Source organism: Mycobacterium sp. NGS27 (assembly GCF_059813005.1).
Window position 1 is genome coordinate 43,538 of record NZ_JCALDT010000004.1, and the last position, 14,381, is coordinate 57,918.

Consider the following 14,381-nt stretch of genomic DNA (forward strand, 5'->3'; position numbering starts at 1 on the left):
TTTCAGGCGCTCGCCGGGCATGCGCTGGCAAGAGCCGCGTCGTCGGGCACCGAAAGCCCGCGAAGATCTGCCTAACCGGCCTCCGCGGGCACCAGGTCGGTGTAGTTTGCTGCTGGGGTGGACGAGGTCGAGGAGCCAGCCGTGTCTGAGGTCGATTTCTGCGTGGTCGGAGCGGGATTCGCTGGGTTGACCGCCGCGTTGCGGCTCAACCAGGCGGGGCACTCGGTGGCCTTGCTGGAGGCGCGCGATCGGGTCGGTGGCCGCACCTTCACCGAGACCCGGGCCGACGGCACGTGGATCGATCGCGGCGGTGCCTGGATCGGGCCGGGCCAGGACCGAATCCATGCGCTCATGAACGAGTTCGGCGTGCCGGAGTACAAGCAGCACAACGACGGCGACGCCATGATGATCGTCGGCGGCAAGAGACACCGCTATGGCGGCACCATCCCCTGGACGGTGAGCCCGTGGGCCGTCGCCAACCTCGGGTTCGGTTTGGCCGCCATCGACAGGATGTGCAAAGAGATCCCGCGCGAAGCCCCTTGGGACGCAAAGAAGGCCCACGAGTGGGACCGCATCAGCATTGGGGAATGGATCCACAAGAAGTCCATGTCCAAGGACGCCGCCGAGATGTTGGACATGGCCTTCGCCGGCCTCTACACCTCGGCGGCATCGGAGACGTCGTTGCTGTGGGGGCTGCTGCAGACGGCCTCCGCGGGCGGACTCACGTTCGCGATCTCGGGCAAGGGTGGTTCCCAGGATGCCCGCCCGGTCGGGGGGATGGGCGCGCTGCACCGCCCGATCGTGGCCGAACTGGGTGAGGCGCTGCACCTTTCGCAGCCCGTCCGGCAGATCAGCCAGGACGTCGACGGTGTGACAATCGACGCTGCCGACCTGACCGTGCGTGCGCGCCGGGTGATTGTCGCGATCCCGCTGGCGATCGCCACATCGATCGTCTACGAACCGATGCTGCCCGTGGATCGGGAGTTCCTGCATCGGCGCATGCCAAGCGGCGCGGTCGTCAAAATCTCGATCGTGTACGACGACCCCTTCTGGCGCACCGACGGACTGTCCGGCCAATCCGCGGCGCCGAACTCCCCCGCCACCCTGACCATCGACGCCTGCACCGACACCGCGGACCCGGGAATCATGTGCGTCATCACCGAGGGACGCGCCGCACGGCGGCTGACGGAACTCGATGAGGCCGAGCGCAAAGCGGTGATCATCGACGAATTGGTCGACCGATTCGGCAGCAAAGCCGAAGCCGCACGGGAATTCCACGAACAGAACTGGACTACCGACCGCTATTCCGGTGGTGGAATGATCGGCCACGCGCCTCCCGGCGTGCTGACCGAATTCGGCTACACCCTGCGCGAGCCCTGTGGCCGCATCCACTGGGCCGGCACCGAAAGTTCGGCCGTCATGTGCGGGTGGATCGACGGCGCGATTCGCTCCGGCGAGCGGGCCGCGGCCGAGGTGGCCGCAGCCGAGGTCGCGGCCGTCGCGTAGCCCAAATCACTTGTGTCACTTTTGTTTCAGTAGTTTCAACGAGGGTCGTTTTGTCGGCGCACCGACGTATTGTTCGAACATGGGTTCGACTACGCGGGAGCGGATCTGGGAGGCCGTCGGGACGCTGCGCGCGGCGGTGTCTTTGTTGCAGGGGCATTCGTATGACGGGCTGACCAATCCGGAGCGTTTAGCGCTGTTAGAGATATTTGAATGCGAGACTCGCAAACTCCAAACGCCCAGCCACCAATTGATCAATCAGGTAGCCGAGCAATCGGATCCGGCCGAGTTGGGCGGCAAATTGTCCTGGGCGTTGGCCGATCGGCTGCACATCACCCGGGCCGAGGCCGCACGGCGCATCGCCGAGGCGGCGGATCTGGGCCCGCACCGGGCGCTTTCGGGTGAGCCGTTGGCGCCGGTATTGCCCGCGACCGCGGCCGCCCAGCGCGACGGGGCGATCGGGGCCGACCACGTGTCGGTGATCCGGCGGTTCTTCCACCAGTTGCCCGAGTCCGTCGACCTCGAGACCTGTGTGCACGCCGAGAAACACCTGGCGGTCAAGGCCGCCGAGTTCCGGCCCGACCAGTTCGCCAAACTGGCCCGGCGCCTGATGGATTGCCTCCATCCCGACGGCACCTACACCGACGAGGACCGGGCGCGCGTGCGCGGGCTGGTGCTCGGCAATCAGCAGGCCGACGGGATGTCGCGCCTGAGTGGATGGCTGACGCCGGAGGCGCGCGCCAGCTGGGAGGCGGTGCTGGCCAAGCTGGCCGCCCCCGGCATGTGCAACCCCGACGACGACACACCCGTCGTCGACGGCACCCCCTCAGAAGATGCGATTCACCGCGACACCCGCAGCACCGGGCAGCGCAACCACGACGGCCTCAACGCCGCCCTACGGGCCGTCCTCGCCAGTGGAAACCTCGGTCAGCACAACGGGTTACCGGCCAGCATCATCGTGACCACCACCCTTGCCGAGCTCGAAGCCGCGGCCGGAAAGGGTTTGACGGGTGGCGGCACCATCCTGCCGATGTCCGACGTCATCCGCCTGGCCCGCCACGCACATCACTACCTGGCGATCTTCGACAAGGGCAAGCCGCTGGCGCTGTACCACACCAGACGCCTCGCGTCGCCGGGACAGCGCATCGTCCTGTACGCCAAGAACCGCGGGTGCACCGCCCCGGGCTGCGACGTCGCCGGCTACTACTGCGAGATCCACCACGTCGAAGATTGGGCCAGCACCTACCGCACCGACACCGACCAACTCGCGATGGCCTGCGGGCCCCACCACCGGCTGCTCGAGAAAGGCTGGACCACCCGACAACGCGCCAACGGCGACACCGAATGGATCCCACCCACACACCTCGACCGCGGCCAACCCCGGGTCAACACCTTCCACCACCCCGAAAAGCTATTGGCGGACGAGAACGACGATGACCCGTAACTAACCGGCCTGCTTGCGCCACTTTTAATGGTCCGCGCGGGTCGAAGCCGGAGCAATTCATCAAGAAAACATTTCAAATGAGTTGCGAAGAAAAAAGAATCGGCGACTCAGAGATTAATATCCCTAAAGTCTAGGGCCATGAATGCCGAAGTCATCGTCTACGCATTCGTGTGTGAGATCGCCTTCGCCGCCATGGCTGCCGGGGCCCTCTTGGCACTTGCGGCGCTGCTCAAGGTCATACCGCGGGGGGTGCATGACAGTCCTGGCCGTCTGGACGAGAAACGGGAATCCGTGATGGCGAAGCATCCGGACCGGGCCGAAGCCTCGGACATTTCATCGTTCGCCGAAATCAGCTCTTACGAGAGATGAATTCCGTTGGGTCGGGCGAGGGCGACGACGACGCTCACTAACCGGCCTGCTTGGCCGGAGGGCGGTAAAAGATCAGCAGCTGGCCGATGGCGCCGGCCAAGCCGAGCACCAACGAGATCGCGAGCCCGTGCCAGCCGTCCATCCAGTTCTTGCCGAAGACCAGGTGATCCAGGCTGAACTTGCCCGCGCCCAGCGTGGCCACGACCACGGCGCTGGCCGCCAGCACCAGGTTGTATTCCCAGCCCTCCTTGACGATGAAGAAGCCGTTGGCGCGGTGCACCGTCCAGGCCGCGACCAGCATCAGCGACACGAAGCCCGCCGCTGGGATCGGCGTCAGAAACCCGGCGGCCAGGCCGAGGCCGGCGGCCATTTCCGTGGTCGCCGCAACGGTGGCGTGGAACTTGCCGGGCTTCATGCCGATGCTCTCGAACCAGCGCGCGGTGCCCGGGATGCGGCCACCGCCGAAGAACTTGTTGTAGCCATGCGCGGCCAATGTCACGCCCAACACCAGCCGCAGGATCAGTAACCCGACGTCGTAGGGAGTCATAGGTGCAAACTTAGATCATTGCCCCTTCGCATTCGCGAGCAACGTTCACCGAGGGAATCGAGCCCGATATGAAGATCGCGATGATCGGGGCCGGCAACGTCGGCAGCGCGTTGGGTACCGCCTGGCGCAATCGCGGCCACCAGGTCACCTTCGGCGTCCGCCGCCCCGACGACCCGAAATACGCGTTGCTCGACGGCGTCGAGACCAACGAGTCCGCCGCGGCCGGCGCCGATGTCATCGTCTTGTGCACGCCCTGGCAGGGCACGCGGGCGGCGGTGCAGGGTTGTGGTGACCTGACCGGCAAGATCCTCATCGATTGCACCAATCCGCTGACCCTCGACTTCTCGGCGCTGGAGGTCGGACATACCACCTCGGGCGGGGAAGAGGTCGCGAAGTGGGCGCCCGGCGCCCGGGTCTGCAAGGCGATGAACCAGATCGGCGCCCCGATGATGGACGGTCCGCAATTGCCAGGCACACCGGTGATGTTTGTCTGCGGTGACGACGAGGAAGCGAAGTCGGTGACCGCCGGGTTGGTCGCCGAGCTTGGTTTCGAGACCGTCGACGCCGGGGACCTGACGGCGGCGCGGCTGCTCGAGCCCTACGGGCTGCTCTGGATCCACCTCGCACTACGTCGCGGGTTCGGTACGAACTTTGCCTTCGGACTGCTGCGCGGACAGTCCTGACATACTCGTCGAGGCCTGATGGGACGGCCCCATCGATACGGATCGCAGGACGAGGGGGTGCGCCGTGACTCGTAGCGCGCGAGGCGGCGGCCCCTTGCATGGCATCCCCGAGGGGACTTCCGTGGTGTTGCTGGACGGCACATCGAGCCATCCGCGGCAGGTGCTGGGCAACAAGGGCCACGGCATCGACGCGATGCGCCGGCACAACCTGCCGGTTCCGCCCGCGTTCTGCATCACCACCGCGGTGGGCCTGCGGTACCTCGCCGATCCCGCGGCGACCATGGACGCCATCTGGGACGACGTGCTCGACCGGATGCGCTGGCTACAGGCACAGACCTCGCGCACGTTCGGGCAAGGCCCGCGCCCCCTATTGGTCAGTGTGCGCTCGGGAGCCTCCCAATCCATGCCGGGCATGATGGACACCATCCTGGACCTCGGCATCAACGACGCCGTCGAGCAGGCGCTCGCGGCGGGCGGTAGCGCGGCGTTCGCGCACGACACCCGCCGGCGGTTCTTGAAAATGTATCGGCGCATCGTGGGCGCCGGAGAACACGAGTCGGTGCCGTCGGATCCGTACGCGCAGTTGCGCGCCGGCATCGAGGCGGTGTTCGCCTCGTGGAATTCCCCGCGGGCGGTCGCCTATCGCGCCCACTACGGAATCGACGATCAACACGGTACCGGCGTGATAGTGCAGGCGATGGTGTTCGGCAACCGCGGTCCCAATTCGGGTGCCGGAGCGTTCTTTTCACGCAATCCGATCACCGGCGACAATGAGCCGTTCGGCGAGTGGCTGCCCGGCGGTCAGGGCGACGACGTGGTGTCCGGCTCGGTCGACGTCGAACCGATCGTTGCGTTGCGCGACGAGCAGCCGGCCGTCTACGCCGAACTGGTCGATGCCGCCCGCGCCTTGGAGCGGATGGACTCCGACATACAGGAGATCGAGTTCACCGTCGAGGACGGCACGCTGTGGCTGCTGCAGACGCGGGCGGCGGAGCTCTCGGCGCAGGCGGCGGTGCGCACGGCGCTGCAGTTGCGACGCGAGGGACTCATCGACGATGCGGAGACGTTGCGGCGGGTGACACCGGCGCACGTCCAGGCCTTGCTGCAACCCTCGCTGCAGCCCGACATACGTTTGGCGGCACCGCTTTTAGCAAAAGGCCTGCCCGCCTGCCCGGGGGTGGCCTCGGGCAAGGCGTACACCGATGTCGATGAGGCGCTGGACGCCGTCGACCGCGGTGAGCGGGTGATCCTGGTGCGCGACCACACGCGGCCCGAAGACGTCTCGGGCATGCTGGCCGCGCAGGGCATCGTCACCGAGGTCGGCGGCGCCTCCAGCCATGCGGCGGTGGTCAGTCGCGAACTGGGCCGGGTGGCGGTGGTGGGCTGCGGCCAGGGAGTCGCCGCGGCGCTGGCCGGTAAGGACATCACCGTCGACGGCGCCGAAGGCGAAGTGCGCGAAGGCAATCTGCGCCTGTCCGCGTGGTCCGAAGACGATACGCCGGAACTGCGCGAGCTGGCCGACATCGCACGGCGGATCAGCCCGCTGCGCGCGCACTCCGCGGGCGAGCACGTGCGATTGGATGACAACTCCGATGCCTCGGTGCGCGCCATGCTGGACAGCGGGCGTGCCGACGTGGTTTCGGCGACGCCCTTGATCGTGATGCTGACCGCGCTGCGCCTGGCGCCGGGGCCCGTGTCGTGACCGAACTATCTGTGCTGCAGGCGGTTCGGCTCAAGGGCCGGGTGACGCCTGCCGACCTGGCCGCGACGCTGGGCGCCCGCCTTGACGACGTCGCCCCTGTCATCGAGCGGTTGACCGCGGCGGGACTGCTGACCGAAGGCGCCACGTTGCGGATCACCGGTAGCGGCTACGACCGGCTCGCGGCGTTGCTCACCGAGGAGCGCGCGGACATCGATCGGGTCGCGATCGCCGCCGCCTACGACGACTTTCGCGTCGTCAACACCGATTTCAAACGCCTCGTCACCGATTGGCAGCTCAAGGGCGGACCGGACGGCGTTCCCAACGCCCACGACGACGCCGACTACGACGACGCCGTGCTGGCCCGCCTTGACGACGTGCACGCCCGCACGATGCCGATCATCGCGGCTGCCGCCGCACAACTGCCGCGGCTGAGCACCTATGCGACGAAACTGGCTGCGGCACTGGACAAAGTGAGGGCGGGCGAGACGACGTGGCTGACGCGGCCGTTGATCGACTCCTACCACACGGTGTGGTTCGAGCTGCACGAAGAGCTGATCGTCGCCACCGGTCGGACTCGCGAAGAAGCGGCCCGATCCGGCGACGCCCACTAGCTACAGGGCTGCGCCGAGCAGCGCCACGTAGGCATCGATATCGGGCACGGCCGACGCGGAGGCGTGCACGCTGATCGCGATGGTGTCGCCGATGCCGTGCACGCCGTGCGTGAGTCCCATCATCGGCGACAGCGCCGGGTACCCCGACGTCAGCACCACCGGGGCACCGCCGAAGCTCAGATCGGCCGCCCCCCGGTTGACGCTGGACACCACGGTGTTGCCGGACACCTGCGTCGCGCGCTCCTGCACATCGAATTGCCCGATGCCCCAACGCAGCAGCCCGGCCGGCACCGCCGCGAACGCGCGATCGGCGGCCCGGGTGGCCGGGTGCTGGAAGCGGAGCCGGCCGTTGGCCAGGTCGGCCGCGATCCGCTCGGCGCGCGCCTCCGGTCCGAGCGTGGGGTACAGCCCCACCACGACATTGCCGAAGTGGTTGTAGGCCGGCGGATTACCGGGCTTGGCCATCGGCACCTCGGCCCCCAGCGAATCGCATTGCCCACCAAGCAAAGTGGACAGCGCCCGCGATACCGCGCTGAGCACGCCGACGGTGACGGTGGGGCCGGGCAGCTGCGAACGCTGTCGCACCAACGTGCGTATCGCCCGGGCGCCGTCGGGTCGCGCATTCGTCGGCAGCACCGGACGCGACCCGGCGCCGGCGACCAACAGGCCCGCGCGGATGTCGCGCTCGAGCCGGCGATGGGTGCGAGCCGCCTGGGCGGCACGCCAGGGCAGAAAGCCCGGCCGCGGGCTGGGCACCGCGGGAACTGCCTCGGGCCGGCCGAACAGCCACGCCGCCATCGCCGCGGAGCGGGCGCCGTCGGCCAGCGCGTGCGCGACCTGCAGCACCGCGACGGTTCCCGGCCCGCTGGTACTTGGAACGCCCCAAACCGGGGTGAAGACGTGCAGCCGCCAGGCCATCCGGCGAACATCCAGCTGGTCGTCGGCCAGGCCGCAGACAGCCGCCAGGACGCCGTCCCAGCCGGGCTCGGCGAGATCGTGGCGCACCACCTGCTCGGGCGTCACGCCCATCGCTATCCACTGCGGGTAGCGCACGGGGCCCCGGTCCCGCACCCGCATCGTCAGCGCCGGTTCGGCGTTGGCGCGCAAGCAGACGTGCTTCACGGCACGCGCGTAATCGGCTGGCTCACCGTCGAATCCATAGAGCAGGAACTCATCGCTGGGAATCTTGGCCGACATCCAGTAGAACTGCGCATCGACGGCAGCCATCCGGTGCCCGGCCCGAGCCACGGTGTCAGCCGGGTGAGCCGATGAACCCGAGCACCAGGTCGGCGACCTTGTCGGGTTGTTGGAGCTGCAGGAAGTGGCCGGCGTGTTCGACGATGGCGACCTCGCTGCCCGCGGGCAGCACCTTTTCCGCCCAGCGCGCGAAAGCCGGTGTCATGCAACCGTCGTCGCGGCCATGCAGGTACAGGCACGGCAGCACGGGTTCTTCGGTCCACAACTGGTTCAGTTGCGCGTACTGCGCCGACGGCCGGGTGTTGCGAATGGTGGCACGGTAGGGTCCCAGCGCCGCACGCCAACTCTCCGGCGCCCCGATCGCGGCGTCGACGTGACGCAAATCCTCATCGGCGCGGTAGCCGGGCGACCACCGCCGCCACAGCAACGGCAACACCCAGGATGCGGAACGCTCAGGTAGCCAAGGCAATTGGAAGTACATGATGTACCAGCTGCGAAACACCTGCCGTGCGAGATGGGCGGCCAGCCGGCCGCGCTCGCCGGCGCCACCACTGCGCCTTCGAAACGCCGCCGACGGCGGGACCGACATGATCACCGCCTTGGTGAACGGGCTGTCGGGCATCGCGGCCAGGCCGGTGCAGGCGATCGCGCCCCAGTCGTGGCCGATGATGACGTCGTTCTCGGTGCCGCCCGCCGCCTCGCGCACGCGCAGGGCGTCGTCCATCAGCGCGCCTACCTGATAGCTGCCGTCGGCCGGGATCGACGACGGCGCGTATCCGCGCATGAACGGCGCGATCACCCGCCAGCCCGCCTCGGCGAGCCGGGGGGCGATTTTGCGCCAACCGTAGGGCGTGTCGGGAAAGCCGTGCAGGCACAGCGCGATGGGTGCGCCTTCCGGCCCCCAGGTGAGGGCCTTGAGGCCCCCCGCAGAGCCGGTCGCGTCGATCCAGCCCGGTTCAGCCATGTCCACTCCCTGCTCGACGTCTCCGCAGGGATCAACCTAACCTGTGCGGTCCCACGACGCACCGACCCTGGTGGATACGGTGTCAAACCGACACTGTGCGAGCGGTTTTCACCGTTGCAGCGCGGCGGCTCGCTCCAGCTCGGCGACGATGATCTTGCGCATGCCATACATCGCGTTGGTGGCCGCCGCCGCCCGGGTGCGATCGGGATCGCCGATCAGTTCGTAGAGCCGGTCCGGGACAACCTGCCAGCTCACTCCGAAGCGGTCCTTGAGCCAGCCGCATTGCGATTCCTCGCCGCCGTCGGTCAGCCGGTCCCAGTAATAGTCGACCTCGTCCTGGTCCTTGCAGTGGATCGTGAAGGACACGGCTTCGTTGAACTGGAAGTGCGGACCGCCGTTGATCCCGATGAAGCGGGCGCCGTCCAGCACGAAGCTGCCGGACAGGACCCGGCCGGGTTCGCCCGGTCCCGCGTCGGTGGTCTGGTTGAAGCCCTCGATGTGGGAGTTGGGGAACACCGAGGTGTAGAACCTGGCGGCGTCCTCCAGGTTGTCGTCAAACCACAACGACGGGGTGATCGATGGCATATCGGTGGCCTCCTTGATGGCTCGTTTGTCTCTGGCCTTGATAGACCCCGCCACCGACGAAAACTCACCGCCTCGTCCACCCGCGCAACAGTGCTTAACCGGCCTATGTAACGTCAGATCGCATGAATACCGTCAGCAGCGGTCCCGAGACGGTGGAGTTTGCCGGCGCGGGAAAGATCACCCTGGTCGCCGACGAGTGGAACCGTGGCTCCGACGGCGCCGCGCGACCGAGCATTCTGATGTTGCACGGGGGCGGCCAGAACCGGTTTTCCTGGAAGAACACCGGCCAGAAGCTGGCCGATGAGGGGCTGCACGTGGTGGCGCTGGATTCGCGGGGGCACGGAGACAGCGCTCGTTCTCCCGACGCCGACTACGAAATCGAGACGCTCACGTCCGACGTCATGCGGGTGCTCGACGCGATCGGCCGGCCGGTGACGATCATCGGAGCCAGCATGGGCGGGCTGACCGGTATCCTCGCCGCTCACCGGGCCGGGCCGGCCAAGGTGACTCGGCTGGTGCTCGTCGACGTGGTCCCCCGTTTCGAAAAGGGCGGCAGCGCCCGCATCCGCGACTTCATGTTCAGCGGCCTCGACGGCTTCGACTCGCTGGAACAAGCCGCCGACGCCGTCGCCGCCTACCTGCCCTACCGAAGCAAGCCGCGCAGCCCCGAGGGGCTGAAGAAGAATCTGCGCCTGCGCGACGGCCGCTGGTATTGGCACTGGGACCCCGCGTTCATGACCAAGCCCGGCGACGATCCCGAACTGCGCACCGAGAGCTTCGAGCAGGCCGCCAAAAGCCTGACCATCCCGGTTTTGCTGATCCGCGGCAAGCTGTCCGACGTGGTGAGCCCCGAGGGCGTTCGGCATTTCCTGGCCACCGTGCCCCGCGCCGAGTTCGTCGAGCTCTCCAATGCCGGGCACACCGCTGCCGGCGACGACAACGACGCCTTCAGCGACGCGGTGGTCGCATTCGTCAATCGGCGCTAGCTGATGGCGGCGACCCGTCCCCCAGCTTCGCGGGGGTACCCCCAGCGCCCGGCGCCGCCGCGCTCGCGATCGCCGCTAGCTGATGGCGGCGACCCGTCCCCCAGCTTCGCGGGGGTACCCCCAGCGCCCGGCGCCGCCGCGCTCGCGATCGCCGCTAGTTCGCCGGCTTCTCGGCGTGGCCGCCGAACTGCTTGCGCATCGCCGAGAGCGCCTTGTTGGCGAAGTCGTCCAGTGAACGCGACGCGAAGCGGGACTGCAGCGCGGTCGTCAGCACCGGCGAGGGGACGCCTTCGTCGATCGCCGCGATGGCGGTCCACCGGCCCTCTCCGGAGTCGGAGACCCGTCCGGAGAACTCCTTGAGTTCGGGGGATTCGTGCAGCGCGATCGCCGTGAGATCCAGCAACCAAGAGCCGATGACGCTGCCGCGCCGCCACACCTCGGCGACCTCGGGAATGTCGAAGTCGTACTGATAGAACTCGGGGTGCTCCAGCGGAGCGGTTTCCGCGTCACCTTCCTGCACCTGCTTGCCGATGTCGGCGTTGCGCAGAATGTTCAGCCCCTCCGCGAGCGAGGCCATCATGCCGTACTCGATGCCGTTGTGCACCATCTTCACAAAGTGCCCGGCGCCGGAGGGTCCGCAGTGGAGATAGCCCTGTTCCGACCGGGCGACCTCGCCATCGCGTCCGGGCGTGCGGGCCGCGGCGTCGACCCCCGGTGCGACCGTGCTGAAGATCGGCTCGGCGTGCAGGAAGGCCTCGTCGTCGCCGCCGACCATCAGGCAGTAGCCGCGTTCGCGGCCCCACACGCCGCCGCTGGTGCCGCAGTCGAGTAGGTGAATGCCGTTCTCCGACAGCGTTTTCGCGTGGCGAATGTCGTCGCGGTAATAGGAGTTGCCGCCGTCGATGACGATGTCACCCGACTCCAGCGTCTTGGCCAGTTCCTCGATGACACCCGTCGTGATGGTGCCGGCCGGCACCATCACCCAGACAACCCGCGGCGCGGTCAGCTTCTCGGCGAGCTCCTGCAGCGAGCCGACCCCGGTGGTCCTCTCCTCCCCCGCCATCGCCTTGACCGCGTCGGGGTTGTGGTCATAGACCACACATTCGTGTCCGCCCTTGACGACGCGGCGGACGATGTTCGCGCCCATCCGGCCGAGGCCGATCATCCCAAGCTGCATCGTGGGTGTCTCCTTACTGTTCGTTGGGCTTGCTACGCGGCAGCCACGGCTCGTGCCAGCTGTGGTGACCGCGCACCAGCGCCTGTGCGGCTTCGGGTCCCCACGAGCCCTGGTCGTAATGGTGGATGCGGCCCGGCTTGTCCAGCACGGGCTGCACGATTCGCCACGTCTCCTCGATGGCATCTTCGCGGGCGAACAACTGGCGATCTCCGTTGAACGCGGCGTAGAGCAACCGCTCGTACGGCCGGACCGGTTCGCCGAGATCCTCGGCGAACGACGAATCCAGGTGGACGTCGTGCCACGAATCGCCGACCTGAGCCGACAACTGCAGGCGCATCCCGGGATCGGGGTCGATGCGCAGCACGATCTGGTTGCACTCGGGCGGCCGGCGGTTGGGCAGGAACGAAAATCCCGGGACGTGGTGCAGGAACATCCGGACCTCGGTCACCTTCTCCGGCAACGCCTTTCCGGCCCGCAGGAAGATCGGCACCCCCGCCCAGCGCCAGTTGTCGATCTCGGTTCGCAGCGCGATGTAGGTCTCGGTGGTGGAATCCTTTGCCACACCGGCGACATCGGTGTAGCCACGGTACTGTCCCCGGACGCAACGCTCCGGATCCAGCGCCGGCATCGCACGGAAAACCTCGGCCTTCTTGTCGTTCAGGTCGTCGGCGCCCGCGCCGACGGGGGGCTCCATGGCGACCAGGGCAAGCACCTGCAGCAAATGGTTTTGTACGACGTCGCGCAGTGTGCCCACCGCGTCGTAGAACTTGCCGCGGTCTTCGATGCCGAAGTCCTCGGCCATGGTGATGTGGATTTCGGAGATGCTGTCGCGGTCCCACAGCTTGGCGAGCCCTTGGTTGGCGAACCGCAGGTATTGCAGCTCTTCGACGGGTTGCTTGCCCAAAAAGTGGTCCACACGCAGGATTTGGTCTTCATCGAGCACCGCGCGCAGCCGCTCGTTGAGGTCGCGCGCCGAGTCCAGGTCGTGGCCGAACGGCTTTTCGACCGCCACCCGGGCGTGCTCCAGCAGGTCGGCTTTGGCCAGATTCTCCACGATGGGGGCAAACAAGGCCGGCGGCATCTCGAGGTAGTAGAGCGGATGGGAGTCCGCAGGGATCTTCTTGGCGAGTTGTTTGTAGAGACCGGCGTCGGTGACGTCGCCGTGCAGGTAAGACAGCCGCTCCGCCAGTCGGTCGAAGACGGCTTCGTCGAACGCCTCGCCCGATGCCTTGACGGCGTCGCGGGCCCTGTCCTGCAGCTGCTCGATCGTGATGTCGTCACTGGCGACGCCCACGATCGGATGGTTCAGCATGTCGCGGCGCTCGAGCCGGTACAACGCCCGGAACGTCATCTTGCGGGCCAGATCACCGGTGATTCCGAAGATCACCAGCAGGTCAGATGGTTTACTGTCGTCCTCGGCCAAAACCGCTCCTCCCGAAAGTCACCTGATCCGGCTCCTTTGAGATCACTACCCGCGGCTGGCGGAGTCCACACTAGACACTGCCAATAGGGCCGACAACCTGACTGGCCCGCGGCCTTGAAAGGATGGCCGCATGGCTGACCCGCTGCACCTCACGGTCTACATCCTGGCCGGAATTGCCGCGATCGAAGGTGTAGCGCTGATCGTGCTGTGGCGGTTGCTGGTGCGTAGCCAGCAGGAGCTCGACGAGATGCGACAGCGAATCGATGCCCGCACCCAGCTGCTGTCGGGCGGTCGCGAGGCCGTCAAGAGGGTCTGGAATACCGCCAACCTGATGCGCAAGGAAGGTTTCGGCGCGGCGGTGCGCAGCAGCATCGAAGACCTGGCGGACTGGGCCGAAGTCGAGCGACCCGACCTCGCCCGCGTCACCCCGGACGGCCGGGTGGTGATCTTGTTCTCCGACATCGAGGAGTCCACCAAGCTCAACGAGCGGATCGGCGACCGCGCGTGGGTCAAGCTGATCAGCTCGCACGACAAGCTGGTCTCTGAACTGGTGCAGCGGCGGTCCGGTCACGTGGTGAAGAGTCAAGGCGACGGATTCATGATCGCGTTCGCTCGCGCCGAACAAGCGGTGCGCTGCGGTATGGATCTGCAGCGCGCGTTACACAGGGAGGCAAACCGCAAGCGGCGCGAGGAGATTCGCGTTCGGATCGGCATCCATATGGGCCGTTCGGTGCGTCGCGGCGATGATCTGTTCGGCCGCAACGTCGCAATGGCCGCCCGCGTCGCGGCACAAGCGGTCGGCGGCCAGATTCTGGTGAGTCAGCCGGTGCGAGACGCGCTTTCCGATTCCGACGGCATTCGGTTCGACGACGGCCGCAATGTGGAGCTGAAGGGATTCTCGGGCACCTACCGGTTGTTCGCCGTCGAGGCCCCGGCCGATTCAGACTCGGACTAAGCGCCTTGCCCGTTGTATTCGGCCAACCGTTGATGCAGGCGGTCCCGGACCTCGTCCGCGGTGTATGCACGTCGTTTGCGTTGGTCGCGAACCACCAGCACGCCCCCGGCGACGACGCCGGCCGCGCCGGCCAGTCCCACCCACTTCCACACATTGCGCATCGCACCAGGCTATGCGCCGCCGAGTCGTTATGCCCCAATTGTGATTGACTTGTGTGCCCGCAACGTACGGTGCC

Annotated in this window: 15 protein-coding genes; 8 read left to right on the top strand and 7 right to left on the bottom strand. The window is 67.3% G+C overall.

What is annotated here, in order from left to right; translation table 11 throughout:
- Positions 1-141: 141 nt before the first annotated feature.
- The 3 genes from AC5Y30_RS11640 to AC5Y30_RS11650 all read left to right on the top strand — a co-directional run bounded on the left by AC5Y30_RS11640 (position 142) and on the right by AC5Y30_RS11650 (position 3,316).
- On the top strand, positions 142-1,506 hold the full coding sequence (locus AC5Y30_RS11640) for a flavin monoamine oxidase family protein (protein ID WP_499918308.1): 1,365 nt from the start codon (positions 142-144) through the stop codon (positions 1,504-1,506).
- A gap of 79 nt (positions 1,507-1,585) precedes the next feature.
- Positions 1,586-2,947 (top strand): HNH endonuclease signature motif containing protein, encoded by a 1,362-nt coding sequence (locus AC5Y30_RS11645; protein ID WP_499918309.1) that lies wholly within the window; start codon positions 1,586-1,588, stop codon positions 2,945-2,947.
- Positions 2,948-3,085: 138 nt separating this feature from the next.
- Positions 3,086-3,316, top strand: coding sequence for a hypothetical protein (locus AC5Y30_RS11650; protein ID WP_499918310.1), 231 nt, complete (start codon positions 3,086-3,088; stop codon positions 3,314-3,316).
- 37 nt (positions 3,317-3,353) lie between these two features.
- Here AC5Y30_RS11650 and AC5Y30_RS11655 read toward each other — a convergent pair whose 3' ends face one another.
- Positions 3,354-3,863: a DoxX family protein gene (locus tag AC5Y30_RS11655; RefSeq protein ID WP_499918311.1), complete on the bottom strand. Its 510-nt coding sequence runs from the start codon at positions 3,861-3,863 to the stop codon at positions 3,354-3,356.
- Positions 3,864-3,931: 68 nt separating this feature from the next.
- Here AC5Y30_RS11655 and AC5Y30_RS11660 point away from each other — a divergent pair, with 68 nt between their 5' ends.
- The 3 genes from AC5Y30_RS11660 (at position 3,932) to AC5Y30_RS11670 (ending at position 6,859) form a co-directional block, all read left to right on the top strand.
- Positions 3,932-4,546: an NADPH-dependent F420 reductase gene (locus AC5Y30_RS11660; protein WP_499918312.1), complete on the top strand. Its 615-nt coding sequence runs from the start codon at positions 3,932-3,934 to the stop codon at positions 4,544-4,546.
- Between the two features lie 64 nt (positions 4,547-4,610).
- Entirely contained in the window at positions 4,611-6,248 is a 1,638-nt protein-coding gene (locus AC5Y30_RS11665; RefSeq protein ID WP_499918313.1) for a pyruvate, phosphate dikinase, read from the top strand.
- Positions 6,245-6,859, top strand: coding sequence for a MarR family transcriptional regulator (locus tag AC5Y30_RS11670; protein ID WP_499918314.1), 615 nt, complete (start codon positions 6,245-6,247; stop codon positions 6,857-6,859). The genes AC5Y30_RS11665 and AC5Y30_RS11670 overlap by 4 nt, the downstream gene beginning before the upstream one ends.
- Here AC5Y30_RS11670 and AC5Y30_RS11675 read toward each other — a convergent pair whose 3' ends face one another.
- From AC5Y30_RS11675 to AC5Y30_RS11685, 3 genes are all read right to left on the bottom strand, one after another.
- Entirely contained in the window at positions 6,860-8,086 is a 1,227-nt protein-coding gene (locus AC5Y30_RS11675; RefSeq protein WP_499918315.1) for a WS/DGAT domain-containing protein, read from the bottom strand.
- 25 nt (positions 8,087-8,111) lie between these two features.
- On the bottom strand, positions 8,112-9,020 hold the full coding sequence (locus AC5Y30_RS11680; RefSeq protein WP_499918316.1) for an alpha/beta fold hydrolase: 909 nt from the start codon (positions 9,018-9,020) through the stop codon (positions 8,112-8,114).
- 108 nt (positions 9,021-9,128) lie between these two features.
- On the bottom strand, positions 9,129-9,605 hold the full coding sequence (locus tag AC5Y30_RS11685; protein WP_499918317.1) for a VOC family protein: 477 nt from the start codon (positions 9,603-9,605) through the stop codon (positions 9,129-9,131).
- 122 nt (positions 9,606-9,727) lie between these two features.
- Between AC5Y30_RS11685 and AC5Y30_RS11690 the strand changes: the two genes are divergently transcribed.
- A complete protein-coding gene (locus tag AC5Y30_RS11690) occupies positions 9,728-10,591 on the top strand; it encodes an alpha/beta fold hydrolase (protein WP_499918318.1) in 864 nt (287 codons plus the stop codon).
- Positions 10,592-10,745: 154 nt separating this feature from the next.
- On the opposite strand, the gene gnd is transcribed toward AC5Y30_RS11690, so the two are convergent.
- Together gnd and AC5Y30_RS11700 are read right to left on the bottom strand one after the other, a co-directional pair.
- Complete coding sequence (gnd, locus tag AC5Y30_RS11695; protein ID WP_499918319.1) at positions 10,746-11,768, bottom strand: phosphogluconate dehydrogenase (NAD(+)-dependent, decarboxylating); 1,023 nt, start codon at positions 11,766-11,768, stop codon at positions 10,746-10,748.
- 13 nt (positions 11,769-11,781) lie between these two features.
- Positions 11,782-13,191 carry a glucose-6-phosphate dehydrogenase gene (locus AC5Y30_RS11700; protein WP_499918320.1) on the bottom strand — a complete coding sequence of 470 codons (1,410 nt, stop codon included), beginning with the start codon at positions 13,189-13,191 and terminating at the stop codon, positions 11,782-11,784.
- A 130-nt stretch (positions 13,192-13,321) separates the two neighbouring features.
- Between AC5Y30_RS11700 and AC5Y30_RS11705 the strand changes: the two genes are divergently transcribed.
- The gene (locus tag AC5Y30_RS11705; RefSeq protein WP_499918321.1) at positions 13,322-14,146 is read left to right on the top strand and encodes an adenylate/guanylate cyclase domain-containing protein; all 825 of its coding nucleotides are present in this window, start codon (positions 13,322-13,324) and stop codon (positions 14,144-14,146) included.
- On the opposite strand, the gene AC5Y30_RS11710 is transcribed toward AC5Y30_RS11705, so the two are convergent.
- A complete protein-coding gene (locus AC5Y30_RS11710; RefSeq protein WP_499918322.1) occupies positions 14,143-14,307 on the bottom strand; it encodes a hypothetical protein in 165 nt (54 codons plus the stop codon). The two genes, AC5Y30_RS11705 and AC5Y30_RS11710, sit on opposite strands and share 4 nt — an antisense overlap.
- Between the last annotated feature and the right edge of the window lie 74 nt (positions 14,308-14,381).

What these genes read in the sequence shown, in the direction of transcription:
- AC5Y30_RS11645 (WP_499918309.1), top strand. Translation starts at nt 1,586, where the DNA reads ATGGGTTCGACTACGCGGGAGCGGATCTGGGAGGCCGTCGGGACGCTG.
- AC5Y30_RS11650 (WP_499918310.1), top strand. Translation starts at nt 3,086, where the DNA reads ATGAATGCCGAAGTCATCGTCTACGCATTCGTGTGTGAGATCGCCTTC.
- AC5Y30_RS11655 (WP_499918311.1), bottom strand. Translation starts at nt 3,863, where the DNA reads ATGACTCCCTACGACGTCGGGTTACTGATCCTGCGGCTGGTGTTGGGC.
- AC5Y30_RS11660 (WP_499918312.1), top strand. Translation starts at nt 3,932, where the DNA reads ATGAAGATCGCGATGATCGGGGCCGGCAACGTCGGCAGCGCGTTGGGT.
- AC5Y30_RS11675 (WP_499918315.1), bottom strand. Translation starts at nt 8,086, where the DNA reads ATGGCTGCCGTCGATGCGCAGTTCTACTGGATGTCGGCCAAGATTCCC.
- AC5Y30_RS11680 (WP_499918316.1), bottom strand. Translation starts at nt 9,020, where the DNA reads ATGGCTGAACCGGGCTGGATCGACGCGACCGGCTCTGCGGGGGGCCTC.
- AC5Y30_RS11685 (WP_499918317.1), bottom strand. Translation starts at nt 9,605, where the DNA reads ATGCCATCGATCACCCCGTCGTTGTGGTTTGACGACAACCTGGAGGAC.
- AC5Y30_RS11690 (WP_499918318.1), top strand. Translation starts at nt 9,728, where the DNA reads ATGAATACCGTCAGCAGCGGTCCCGAGACGGTGGAGTTTGCCGGCGCG.
- gnd (WP_499918319.1), bottom strand. Translation starts at nt 11,768, where the DNA reads ATGCAGCTTGGGATGATCGGCCTCGGCCGGATGGGCGCGAACATCGTC.
- AC5Y30_RS11705 (WP_499918321.1), top strand. Translation starts at nt 13,322, where the DNA reads ATGGCTGACCCGCTGCACCTCACGGTCTACATCCTGGCCGGAATTGCC.
- AC5Y30_RS11710 (WP_499918322.1), bottom strand. Translation starts at nt 14,307, where the DNA reads ATGCGCAATGTGTGGAAGTGGGTGGGACTGGCCGGCGCGGCCGGCGTC.